We start from the raw sequence: 13,804 nt of genomic DNA on the forward strand, positions 1-13,804 counted from the left end.
GCGATCACCTGCAGGACGGCCAGGCAGCCTCCCGCCAGGCGGAAAGTCAAGTGTTGACATGCGCATTGGTGGTAACTGATCATCGCCAGCACCACGAAGGTTTCCGGCGGGCCGCCAACTCGCCATCCGCTCATGCGGTGATCCCGGACGGTTGTGTCCCCCCTCTCCCCCGTCCTCTCTGACGCTAAGACCAGGTAAGCCGGTGCAGAACACCTCCACCTCCGTCCCCGCGCCTCGCTCGTGCGCGGACCCCGAGAATCGCGACGAGGCCACCCCCCACGTCCGGCCGACCTCCTTCGCCCAGCAACGCTTGTGGTTCCTCGCGCAGTTGCCCGGTGCGAGTGCCGCCTACAACGAGACCGTGGCGCTCTCGCTCACCGGCCCGCTCGACCACCGGGCGCTGGCCAGAGCACTGGACGCGCTCAGCGATCGCCACGAGACGCTGCGCACCCGACTGGTGGCCGAGGCCGGCAGTGTCCGGCAACTCATCGATCCGCCCGGCACCGGTTTCGCGCTGACCTCGCAGGACCTCAGCGGCCTCGGCGACCCCGGCACCCAGGTCATTGCCCTGCAACGCCGTGAGACGGAGCAGGAGTTCGACCTGGAGGCCGGTCCCCTCGGGCGCGGCCGTCTACTGACGCTGGCCCCCGAGCGCCACGTACTGCTCCTGACGTTCCATCACAGCGTCTACGACGGCGCGTCGATGAACGTCATGATGCGGGAAATCAGCGTGCTCTACGCGGCCTTGCGTGCGGACGACCCGGTTCCCCTGGCACCGCTCGCCACGCAGTACGCCGACCACGCGCGAACCCAGCGCGAGGCGGTACTGGCCGGTGCCCTCGCGGACCAGGAACGCTACTGGGAGCAGGCCCTGTCGGACGCGCCGCCCGTTCTCGATCTGCCGACCGACCGACAGCGTCCCGTCGAGCAGCGGTACGAGGGGGGACGGGTCGAGTTCGAACTGAGCGCGAACGTGGTCTCGGCGCTGCGTGCGCTGGCCCGGGCGCACAGTGCCACCCCGTTCGTGGCCGTACTGACAGGCTGGAGCATCCTGCTCTCCCGCCTTTCCGGCCAGGACGACATCGTTGTCGGCAGTCCGGTGGCGAACCGGCGCGGGCCCGGCGCGGCCGGCCTCATCGGCTTCCTGGTCAACTCGCTTCCGCTGCGCGTCGATCTGTCCGGTGCGCCGACCGCCGCCGAGGCGCTCGCCCGTACTCGGGCTGTCGTCCGCGAAGCACTGGCCCACCAGGACCTGCCCTTCGAACGCATCGTCGAGCTGGTCAATCCGCCTCGCAGCGCCGCTCACACCCCGCTGTTCCAGACCATGCTGGCCTGGGTCCCGGATCGCCGGAACCTGCTGGACCTGCCCGGCGTCGAAACCCGGCCGCTGCCGATCGCCGACGCCTCGGCCAAGTTCGATCTCGCGCTGTCGGTGACCGAGTCCGAGGGGCGTCTGCTCGGCCATCTCGACTACGCGACCGCCCTGTTCGACGACGCCACGGCGCGACGCTGGGCGGAGTATCTGCGGCGGCTGCTGACCGACATGGCCCACCATCCCGACCGTGACATCCGGGATCTGGAACTGATGGACCCTGAGGAATCGCGGCGGCTGGTGCGCGAGGGCGACGCCACGCCGTCCGGCGACCGGGGGCCTGAGAACGATGCGGAGGCCGCCGACGCGGTGGGCGACGCGAAGACCGATCCGGTCGCCCTCGCCCTGCGGTCGGCGTCCGGGATCGCGGCGCTCTTCGAGGCCCAGGCGCGGGCGCGCGGCGAACTGACCGCGGTGGTCGACGGTGAGCGGTCGCTCGACTACGCGACCCTGGACCGCCGCGCCAACCGGCTGGCGCACGCCCTCGTCGCCAGGTCCGTGCGCCCCGGTGACGTGGTGGGCCTGCACGCCGGACGGTCGTGCGACCTCGTGGTCGGCATCCTCGGCATCCTCAAGGCGGGCGCCGCCTACCTTCCTCTCGACCCCGGGCAGCCCCGCGAGCGGCTTGCCGGCATGGTCGAGGACGCCGCCTGCCCCGTCGTACTGAGCGACCGGGGCGATGACACGGACCGACCCGAGGGTTGGCTCGCGCTCGCCGCCGTCGAGGCCGAGGGGGCAAAGAGCGAGCAGCCGCCGTCCGGCACCGACCGCGCGCCGGACCGCACGGCGTACGTGATCTTCACTTCCGGGTCCACGGGCCGGCCCAAGGGCGTCGTGGTGGAGCACCGCAGTGTCCTCAACCTCTTCGCCACCTGGCACGACCGCATGGGCACGGCTCCCGGCGAGGTCGGTTCGGCCTGGTCCAGCATCGGCTTCGACGCCTCCATCCACGAACTGCTGCTCCCCCTGACCACCGGCGGTGTGCTGCACCTCGTCCCCGAGGCGCTGCGCGGCGACCCGGAGGCCCTGCTGGCGTGGCTGCGCGAGTGTCGGGTGACCCAGGCGTTCCTGCCGCCGGCCTACGTCAAGTGGATCGACGAGGACCCCGCCGTTCGGCTGCGGGGGCTGGCGCTGCGCACACTGCTCACCGGAGTGGAATCGCTCACCGAGGCCGCTCTGCACCGCATGACCCTGCACCTGCCCGGCCTGCGGATCTGCTTCGGCTACGGGCCCACCGAGGCGACGCTGTACAGCACCGCCTACTACGCGCCGCGTCCGCTGGAGCGCCCCTGCCCCATCGGCCGCCCACTCCCCGGCACCCGTCTCTACCTGCTCGACGAGCGTATGCGGCCCGTGCCTCCGGGCGTGGTGGGAGAGGTGTACCTCGGCGGGTCCTCCCTCGCCCGCGGCTACCTCAACCGCCCCGACCTCACCGAGGAGCGGTTCCTGCCCGACCCCTTCGTGCCCGGCCAGCGGATCTACCGCACCGGCGACCTGGCCCGGCGGCAGCCGGACGGTGAGGCGGTCTACGCGGGGCGCGCGGACGACCAGGTCAAGCTGCGCGGGTTCCGGATCGAACCGGCTGAGATCGAGGCGGCGTTGATGGCACTGCCCGGTGTCCGGGAGGCCGTGGTCCTCGCCGACCGCGACGCCGCGGGGCAGAGCCGGCTGGTCGCCGGGGTCGGTCGGGGTACGGCGCCGGCGCGTGCCGCCGGCGACTGGCGCGCCGCGCTCTCCCGCCGTCTGCCCGACTACATGATCCCCGCCGTCGTGGTCGACCTCAACGCCCTGCCGCTCAACCGCAGCGGCAAGGTCGACCGTGCCGCTCTGCTGGCGCTGGCCCACGAGCGGACCTCCACGCAGGTCAACACCGCCAGCCCGCGCGACCACGTCGAGCACGCCCTGTACCGGATATGGCGGAGCGTGCTGCTCCACCCGGACATAGGCGTCGGCGACGACTTCTTCGAGGTGGGGGGCACTTCCCTGTCGGCCATCAAGATGGCCCACGCCGTCACGGAGGCGTTCGGCCGGCATCTGCCGATCGCCGAGGTCATGACGCGGCCCACGATCGAGGCGCTCGCCGCGCTGCTGCGCGAGGACGGCACCGACTCCGCCCCGGGCAGTCTCATCGAGTTCCGGCGCGGTGCGGGGCCACGGGTGGTCTGCGTCCACCCGGCCGGGGGCACCGCGTTCTGCTACCTCCCGCTGGCCGAGCATCTGCCCGCCGAGGCCGGGCTCTACGGTATCCAGTCGCCGGGCGTGAACCCCGGCGAGGACGTCCTGCCCACGGTGGAGGCCATGGCGGAGGAGTATCTGCGCCTCCTCGGCCCGATGGACGACGGCCCCGTCGTGCTGACCGGCCTGTCCTACGGGGGGCTGGTCGCCCACCGGATGGGGGAGATCCTCGGCCGGGCCGGGCGCCGTGACGTCAGTGTCGTCCTCCTCGACACCCAGGCCACCGACGACGCCGCGGCCCGTGCGGCGATCACCGCCGTCGACGAGGCGGAGTTCCGCGACAAGCTTGTGAGGTTCAACGGGATGTATCCCGGCATGGACGACGCGCAGATCGAGCGCTACTTCCGGCTGTACAACCACAACCGGTCGACGGCCCGGGAGTACCTGCCCGCCGCCTCCCCGACCCGCCTGGTCCTCGCTCAGGCCGTGCCGGACGGCGACGACACGCCGTTCCACGCCGAGGTCCGTGCCTTCTGGCGGCGGCGGGCCGAGGGCGACTTCCAGGTCGAGACCCTCGCCTGTGACCACTGGGAGATCCTCGAAGGCGCCGAAGCGGTCCGTGTCGGTGCCCTGCTGACGGCGGAATTGGCCCACCACGGCCACCGGTCCGCGCCGGCGTCCGCCGCCGCCCTCCCCGTGGCGGGAGCCCGATGAGCACCGACGTCACCGCACCTTCCGACGGCGCCTCCCCGAGCCGATCGGCCTCCGCTCTCGCCGACGCGGTGCTCGCCCGGGCCCGGCGCACCCCGTCCGCCGTCGCCGTCGAGGACCACACGCACCTGCTCGACCACGCCGGTCTCGACCGTCTCAGCGGCCGGGTGGCCGCGCGGCTGCGCGACCTCGGGGTGGGGCCGGGGCAGGCCGTCGCCGTCTGCCTGCCGCGCTCCTGGCGGCTGGTGTGCGTGATGCTCGGCATCCGTCGAGCCGGTGCCACCGTCGTCCCCCTGGACCGGCTCAGCCCGTCCGACCGGCAACGTCACATCCTCGACGACTCGGGCGCCGTGGCCGTCGTCCACGACGAACTCCCCGATATCGGCGGGGAGTTCCTAGCCCTCCACGCCGACCTGCTCCTGCGCGACGAGGAACCGGACGCGGTGCGGGACGCCAGGACCGATCCGCCCGGAAAGACGTCGGCGGACATCGGGGACCCCGGGACGGGTTTCGTCTTCTACACCTCCGGCAGTACGGGCCGCCCCAAGGGCGTCGAGGTCACCGACGCGGGCGTGCTGCGGCTCGCCGAGCCCGGTTACATCGGCCTGCGGCCCGGCGCCCGGTACGCCTGCCTGTCCAACCCGGCCTTCGACGCGCTCAGCTTCGAGGTCTGGGTACCGCTGCTGACCGGCGGTGTCTGCGTGATCCTCGACGACGAGCAGGTGCACAGCCCGCACCGGCTCGCCGGGGCGCTGACGGACGGGCGCATCGACACGCTGTTCATCACGGTCGCGTTGTTCAACACCGTCGTCGAGAGGGTGCCCGACTGCTTCGGCACCGTCTCCCAGGTCCTCGTCGGCGGCGAGCAGCTCGACGCGCGACTGATACGCCGATGGTACGAGGCCAACACCGCTTCGCGCACCGTCCTGCACAACGTGTACGGGCCGACCGAGGCGACCACGTTCGCCCTCTGCCATCCGATCCCCCGGGACTTCGCGGGCGCCACCGTCCCCCTCGGCACACCGCTGCCCGGCACGAGCACGTCGCTGCGCACCGAGGACGGACGCGCCGCGGAGCCGGACGAGATCGCCGAACTCCTGCTCGCGGGTCCCGCGTTGGCCCGGGGTTACCGCAACCTGCCCCTGCAGACCGAGCAGAGCTTCGTCATGCTGGCGAACCCGGAGGGCGAGGCGGGCGGCGAGGAGCGCTGGTACCGCACGGGTGACCTCGTACGCCGGGACACCGAGGGCCGGGTGACCTACGTCGGCCGGGCCGACCGTCAGGTCAAGGTGCGCGGCTTCCGTATCGAGCCGGGGGAGGTGGAGCGACGCGTCCTCGCCCACCCGGCCGTGCGCCAGGCGTACGTGTGCACCCGCCGCGACGAGGCCGGCCGCAACGAACTACTCGCCTTCGTCGTCCCGGGCGGCGATCCTGGGGACCTCTCCTTCGACGCCTACGACCGGCACCTCACGACCGGGCTGCCCCCGTACATGCGGCCCCACCACACCCATCTCGTACCGGAACTGCCGCTCACCGCCAACGGCAAGGTCGACCGGGACGCGCTGCTGCGCGACACCCCGGCACCATGGCGGCGCTCGTACGAGGGCGAGGCGCGCGTCAGCGACGAGCAGCGGCCCGTGCTCGACCTCGCCGCGGGCATCCTCGGGGTGGCCGGCCTGCGCCCCGACGACCGGTGGATACCGCACGGCGGTGACTCCCTGAAGGCGCTGCGCTTCCGCTTCGAGGTCATGCGGCGTTTCCACGTCGACCTGCCGCAGAGCCTGGTGCTCACCGCCGACTTCGCCGCCCTCGCCGAGGCCGTGCACACCCAGGACGCCGCGACCGGCGAGCACCCACCCGTGCCGGCCGCCTCCGGCGAACCGACCGCGCCGGCCACCAGGGAGCAGGAACGCCTCTGGTTCCTGCACCAGCGGGACCCCGAGGACCGCGCCTACGACGTACCGCTCGTCTTCCGCCTCCAGGGCGACGTCGACCGTACGGCCCTGCGCCGGGCGGTGCGCGTGCTGGTGGAACGACACACGGCCTTGCGGACGCGACTGGTCCCCACTCCGCACGGGCTGCGCCAGCGGGCGGGCGACCCGTACGACCCCTGGGAGTCGCTCGGCGGCGGCGAGGCCCTGGATCCGCGGGGCCTCGACGGCGACACGGACGAGGGGTGGCGGGACCTCGCGGACCGGTTCTTCGACCACTGCTTCGACCTCACGGACACCCGTATGCTGCGCGCCGCGTGGGTGGGCGGTCCGGACGCGGGGGTGCTGCTGCTGCACCTGCACCACGTCGCCGTGGACGGCTGGTCGCTCAACCTCCTCTTCCGCGACCTCGGCGACGCCTACTCCGCCGCGCTGCGTGGCGAGTCGGGCGGGCCCGGCACCGCGTCCACGTTCACGCCACTGGACTTCGCGCGGTGGCAGCGGGAGTGGCAGGCGAGCGCCGCGTACGGACGGCGACGGGCCCGGCTCGCCGAGCACTACGGCTGTGACGGCGAACCGTCGCCCGTCCTGCCCGCCTCGGAGGCGGTGGCCGTCCGGCCCCGGGCGAGGCTGCTGCGGACATCCCTCGACCTGGTACGCCGGGCCGCCCTCGACCGACTCGCCGCGGAACGCGGGATGACCCGCTTCCAGTTGCTGGTGTCCGCGTTCGCCACAAGCGTGTACGGCGTGACCGGCCAGGAGCGTCCCCTCCTCGCGTCGCCGGTCTCGGGCCGGTCGCGGCCCGAGTTCGCCGACGCCGTCGGTATGTTCGCCAACACCGTGCTGCTGAAATTGGAGCTGCGCCCCCACGACGGTCTGGCCATCCGGCTCGCGTCGCACGCCGACACCGTCCGGGACGTCCTGGAGGACCAGGAAGTGGCCCTGGCCGACCTGTTGTCCGATCCGGTGCTCCGCGAGCGCACCCCCCTCTTCGACTATCTGTTCGTCCTGGAGAACACCGACTTCTCCACACTGCGGCTGGGCGGCTGCGAGGTGCGGCCCGTGTGGCCCGAGCCGCTCGGCGCCAAGTGCGCGCTCACCCTGTCGGTCGTCGAGCACGAGTCCGGCTTCGACTGCCTGTGGGAGTACCGCGACGACTTCGGCGCCGAGCGCGCGCAGGCGGCGGCGCGGCTGTTCCGCCGGTGCCTGGACCACTTGACCGGCGGCGACGACGTCACCTTGCGCGAACTGATCGCCGACCACCGCCGCGGTCTGCCTGACACCGGCCGGGGCGAGACCCTCGTCCCCGACTTCCCGACCGTCGCCGACGGCTTCGCCCGGCAGGTGGCCGCCACCCCGCACGCTCCGGCCCTCACGGACGGCGGGACGACCCTCACGTACGCCGAACTCGACGCGCGGGCCCATGCGTTGGCGACCGATGTGCGTGACCGCCATCCGCTGCCGGACGACCCCGCCGCTCCGGCGTCCGTCGCGCTCTACCTCCAGCCGTCCGTCGAGCACATCGTGGCGCTGCTGGCCGCCGCCCGCCTCGGCGTGACCGTCGTCCCCCTCGATCCGGCCTATCCGTCGGCCCTCCTGCGGCACGTGCTCGACCAGGCGGACCCCCTGTGCGTGCTGGTGACCCGGCGGGACCTCGGTGTCCTGGAAACCCTCGCGCCGCCGTCGCTCCCCCGCCACGTCGTCACCCTCACCGACGCACCCGCCGACATGTCCGCCGGCACACCCGCCGCAGTGCCCGTGCCGTACGCGCACGAGGGGCTGCGCCCGCTGTACACGCTCTTCACGTCGGGCTCCACCGGCGTCCCCAAGGGCGTCCAGGTCCCCGACCGGACCCTGTGCAACCTGCTGACCTGGCAGCGCGTCGCGGGCGGACTGGACCGGCCGGCCCGTACCCAGCAGTTCTCGATGCTCTCCTTCGACGTCTCCTTCCAGGAGATCTTCACCACGCTGTGCTCCGGGGGACTGCTGCACCTGGTCGATCCTGGCTGGCGGCACGACGCGCCCGCCCTGCTCGCACAGTTGGAGTCCGCGGCGGTGGAACGTGTCTTCCTGCCGTACGTGGCACTCCAGTTGCTCGCCGAACACGGTGTCCGCACCGGGCGGTACCCGTCGCGGCTGCGCGAAGTCGTCACTGCCGGCGAGCAGTTGGTGTGCACCGACGCGATCCGCCGCTGGTTCGCCGCACTGCCGGGTGCGCGTCTGTTCAACCACTACGGTCCCACCGAGACCCATGTCGTCAGCGCCCTGTGCCTGGAGGGCGACCCGGCCGGCTGGCCGCTGCGCCCCGCCATCGGGCGGCCCGTGGCGGGCGCGGTCCTCCGGGTGGTGGACGACAGCGGTCTCCCCGTCGCGCCGGGGGCCACCGGCGCGCTGCTGATCGGCGGGCCCATGGCGGGCCGCTGCTACCTCGGCGACCGAGCCGCGCACCGCGAACGCTTCACCGACGACCCCGAGCTGGGCGTGCTGTACCGGACAGGCGACCTCGCCCGCTTCGACGCGCGGGGCCTGCTCCACTACGCGGGGCGGGACGACGCCCAGATCAAACTCGCCGGTCACCGGCTGGAGCTGGGGCAGGTCGAGGCCGCGCTCCTTCAGTACCCGGGCGTGGTCAACGCGGTCGCGGCCGTGGCGGACGGCCGTCTGGTCGCCGCGCTGGAGTGCCGGGGCGAGGACCCCGAACCGGCCGGGCTCGCGGAACACCTGTCGGCGCTGCTGCCCGCCCATGTACGCATCGCCCGCTTCCGTCGCGTGACCGCACTGCCGCGCACCCCGAGCGGCAAGCTGGACCGGCGCGCGACGCTCACCGCCCCCGGTCACGATCTGCGCCAGGGCGAGCCGGCTGCCGCCGCCCTGTCACCGCTGGAGGAGCGTCTGACGGCGCTGTTCGAGGACGTCACCGGCAGACCTGTCGGCGTGCGGCAGCGGTACTTCGACGCCGGCGCCACCAGCCTCGACCTCATGCGGTTCCAGCTCGCCTGCGCGGGCGAGGACGGGCTCTCGTTCTCCGTACCGGACCTCTTCGAACACGTCACGCTCCGCGCCCTCGCCCGGTTCCTGGAGGGGCGACGCGGAGGGGAGGAGGAGGCGGCTCACGTGGCGGTACGACCGGTCGGGAAAGCGGGCGGGGCCCTGTCGGGCCGGGTGGCGGGCGCGGCCGAACCGGACCGGGCCGCCGGCGCGATCCGATCCGGCCGGGACGCCGACGTGGTCCGACCGGCCCCGGAGGCCGCCGACGAACCCGTCGCCGTCATCGGCATGGCCGTGCGGCTGCCGGGCGCGCCCGACCTGGCTGCCTTCTGGGACCTGGTGACCTCCGGCCGCCGTGGCATCGAGCACTTCCCCGCGGCGGACGGCCGCGTCGGTGCCCGCAGCCAGATGGAGGGTCTCCTCGCCTTCGACGCGGGACGCTTCACCCTCAGTCCGGGCGAGGCCCGGCTCATGGACCCGCAACAGCGCCACCTGCTGATGAGCTGCGTCGAGGCGCTCGCCCACGCCGGCATCGGTGACCCGGCCGGACGGGGGGTGGGGCTGATCGCGGCGTGCGGGGAGAACACCTACTTCCAGAACATGCTGCGCGAAGGCGATCCGGACGCACTGCCCGACGCCTTCCGGATGGCCCTGCACCACGAGAAGGACTTCCTCGCCACCAAGGCGGCCTACCACCTGGGGCTGACCGGCCCCGCCTTCACCGTGCAGTCGGCGTGCTCCAGTTCGCTCGTCGGCGTGCACCTCGCCGCTGGGCTGCTGCGCCAGGGCGACGCCGAGGTCATGCTCGTCGGCGGTGTCCTCGTCGACACCGAACTGACCGGCGGCTACACCTACCGGCCGCAGCACATCTTCTCCCCCGACGGGCACTGCCGGCCGTTCAGCGCGGACGCCGCGGGCACCGTGGGGGCCAGCGGCACCGGTGTGGTCGTCCTGAAACCCCTCGCCGCCGCCCGCCGCGACGGCGACACGGTGTACGCGGTCGTCACGGGTTCCGGCATCAACAACGACGGCTCGGACAAGCTCAGTTACAGCGCGCCCGCCCGCTCCGGCCAACGGGCCGCGATCCGTGCCGCCCTGCGCCGCAGCGGCCGTAGGGCGACCGACCTCGGCTATGTGGAGGCGCACGGCACCGGCACCGTCCTGGGCGACCCGGTGGAGGCCGCCGCGCTGCGCGACGCGTACGGCCTGGCGGACGACGCGGGCCTGGCGCTGTCCTCCGTCAAGAGCCAGATCGGGCACCTGGGTGCCGCCGCGGGCGTTGTCGGCATGGTCCGCGCCGTGCTCGCCGTCCACCACGGGGTGGTCCCGCCCACGCCGGACTTCGACCGCCTCAACCCGCAGATCGACGCGGGGCCGTTCCGGGTGCCGGTGACGGCCGAACCCTGGCCCCAGGACGTGCCCCGGGTGGCCGCCGTCAGCAGTTTCGGGATCGGCGGGACCAACGCCCACCTGCTCCTGGAACACCCCGCCGACCGGCCGTCCGTACCGGCGCCCGGATCCGCCACACCTGCTACGCCCGCCACGGCGCCCGCCGCTGTGCCGTGCGTGGTGCTCTCCGCGAGCAGCGAGGCAGCCCTGCGTGCCGACGGCCGCCGCATCGCCGACTACCTGGACGCGCACCCCGCCGCCTATCCGCAGGTGCTGCGGCACCTTCAGGCCGGGCGCCCCACGCTGGGTCACCGTGCGGCGGCGGTGTGCCTGGACGCCGCGTCGGCCTCGACCTGGCTGCGCGCGCCCACGCCGGTCGCCGTCCAGGCCGCCCAGGGTGAGGTGCGGGTGCGGAGCGGCGACCCGCGTCACCTCGCGGAGGCGTGGACGGCCGGTCGCACCGTCGCCTGGCCCGAGGGACCGGCTTGCGCTCCCTGGGACTTCCCTCCGCCCGCTCTCGACCTGTCCGAGTACGACTTCCCGCGCGTCCCCGGCCGGGCCGCGCCCCCGTCCGCGTCCTCGCGGGCTCCAAAGGACGCCGGCCCGCCGTCTCGGCGGCTGCCCGCCGATCAGTGGCTGCACCAGCCGCAGTGGACCCGGCTGCGCCGGGCCCGTACCCGTGTTCCCTCGGGACCGGGCACAGCCATCGGCGCGGCTCCCGGCGCCGTGAACGTCCTCGGTACGCCGACGGACGGCCCCGCAAAGTCCCGTACCGCACGGCGTACCGCCGTCGTCGTCACCGCGGACTTCGGCGGTGGCATCGGCGGCGACATCCGTGCGGACACCTGGCGGTTCCTCGAGGACCACTACGGCCGGGTGGTGCGGGTTCGCCCCGCGACGGCTCTCGGCCGACTCGCCGATGACCACTACGAGGTCGCCCCCGACGACGCGGCACAGCTCACGACCCTCCTCACCCTCATCGGCGACGGTGCTGCCCGGACGGACGGCGGAGCCGACGGCATCGACTGGCTGCACACGCTGCCCCTGGCCCTGGACGGCCGGGTCGACGAGCACGCGCTGGAGGACGCCCAGCGGCTCTGCCTCGACGCGGTGGCCGCGCTGGGCAAGGCCCTCGCCGACCTGCCGGACGCCTCAAGGCCCCGCGTATGGCTGCTGTCGCACCGGGCACAGCCCGTCACCGGCGCCGTCGCCACACCCCTGGCCGGCCTCCTCGCGGCGGGCATCGAGACACCCCGCCAGGAACTGGGGGTGGCCCCCCGCTGGATCGACCTGCCCGGCCCCGACCCGGCGGACTGGGCGCCGCACCTGCTCGAACTGCTGGGTGACGACACGCTCGCCCCGCGCGTGGTCGCCCTGCGCGACGGCTACTGGTGGCATCGCCCGGTCCAGCCGGTCCCCGCGCCCGCATTCCCGTCCACCGCCGACCGGGTGGCAGAGCCGGGTACGCATCTGATCCTCGGCGGGACCGGCGGCATCGGTGTCACCCTGGCCGCCCGTCTGCTGGCGGACCCCGCCAACCGCGTGGTCCTGGTCGCCCGTGGCACCGAGGTGCCGGCGAGGCTACGGCCGTACAGGGACCGTGTGACCCTGGTCGGCGCCGACCTCGCCGCGGAGGACCTGGACACGATCGCCGACCGGCTCGCCCCGCACCTCGACGGCCTCGCCGGTGTCGTGCACGCGGCGGGCACGGCCTGGGGCGGACTCCTCGCCGGGCGGGTGGCTGCCACCGCCCGCCGCGCCACCGCGGCCAAGCTGCGCGGCGTCCTGCTCATCGAACGGCTCGCGGTCCGCCACACCCCGGCGTACGTGGCCTACTGCTCGTCGATGGCGGCCCATCACGGCGGGGTCGGCCAGTTCGACTACGCGGCGGCCAACGCCTGCCTGGACTCCTTCGCCCACTACACGCCCCCGGCGGGCGGGGCGACCGTCCGGTTGAGCATCGGCTGGGACATCTGGGGCGAGGTCGGCATGGCGCGGCGGGCGCCGGCCGGCGACATCCGCCACCAGGAGCACCTGAAGGTCGCGCTCTCCCCTGAGGACGGCGCGGCGGTCTTCGCCCATGCCCTGAGCCTGCGACTGCCGCACCTGATGGTCAGCACGACACCTCTGCCGCAGGCCCAAGCCTTCTACGAGGCAAGGCCCACCGCCGACCGGACCCGGTCGGGGGAGGACGCGAGGCAGGTCGCGGCCGGGGGAGCCCTGTCGGGCGAACCGGCGGCCGGCCTCACCGAGGTCCTGTGCGAACTGCTCGGCGTCGACACCGTCGACCCCGACGCCTCCCTGTACGACCTGGGGGCCGACTCGCTGACCCTCCTGGAACTGCTGGAGGAGGTGAAACGCCGTCACGGCACCGACATCGACCTCGCCTCCCTCGGCCACCACGTGACCCTCACGGAGATCCTGGGGAAGCTGGGCGGCGACGCCCGTCGACCCGCCCACTCGGGTGCCGGGGCGGAGGTCGAGATCTGGCAGCGCGGCACCGGCGAGGACGTCCTGTGCCTGGTCCATCCGGTCGGCGGCGACATCCAGGCGTACCGGCCGCTGGTCTCGGCCCTGCCCGGCGAACTGACGGTCTGTCTGATCCCCGACCCGGCGCTGCGCGATCCGCGACTGCCCGCCTGGTCGATCGCCGACCGCGCCGCCGACTATCTGCGGGCCGTGCGGGCCGCCTTCCCCGACGCGGGTCCCCGGCTGCGGCTGGCGGGCTGGTCGTTCGGGGCGTGGACCGCCCTGTCGATGGCGGCCCTCGCCGAACGGGACGGGCGGCCCGCGGCGGGCCTGTACCTTCTCGACCCTCCACCGCCGGGCGCCGGACCGGAGTTCGCCGCGTACGACAAGGCGCAGGTGGACGAGGTCTTCGCCCGTGAGCTGGGCGGCAGCCGCGCCGACGGCCTGACCGATCCGGGCCGGGCGTACGCCGAGCGCCTCGCCCGCTGCTGCCGGGCCAACCTGGCCGCCATGGCCGAGCACCGGCTGCCGCGGATCACCACGACACCCACCACCCTGTGGCTCGCCGAACGCCCGGTGGACACCTCCGTGCTCGCCCCGCGGCCGACACCGTCGGGTGCCTGGGACGCACACCTGCCCCGGACCTCGCGGGTGCTCCGGGTCGACGCCGACCACTACGGCCTCGTCGCCGCGCCGCACGCGCGGGACGTCGCCGCCGTACTCGCCGCCGGCCCGCGTCCTTCCACCCGGCAGCCCTGAGGAGGCACTC

Annotated in this window: 2 protein-coding genes; both read left to right on the forward strand. The window is 73.8% G+C overall.

The genetic code is table 11. From position 1 onward, the window contains the following. Positions 1–202: 202 nt before the first annotated feature. Positions 203–4,261 carry a non-ribosomal peptide synthetase gene (locus tag ACWCPM_RS24340; protein ID WP_450978362.1) on the forward strand — a complete coding sequence of 1,353 codons (4,059 nt, stop codon included), beginning with the start codon at positions 203–205 and terminating at the stop codon, positions 4,259–4,261. Next, on the forward strand, positions 4,258–13,794 hold the full coding sequence (locus ACWCPM_RS24345) for an amino acid adenylation domain-containing protein (RefSeq protein WP_450978363.1): 9,537 nt from the start codon (positions 4,258–4,260) through the stop codon (positions 13,792–13,794). The genes ACWCPM_RS24340 and ACWCPM_RS24345 overlap by 4 nt, the downstream gene beginning before the upstream one ends. The last annotated feature ends 10 nt before the right edge of the window (positions 13,795–13,804 follow it).

The organism is Streptomyces sp. NPDC002309 (assembly GCF_053593375.1).

Coding starts and splice junctions, on each gene's coding strand:
- ACWCPM_RS24345 (WP_450978363.1), top strand. CDS start 4,258: ATGAGCACCGACGTCACCGCACCTTCCGACGGCGCCTCCCCGAGCCGA.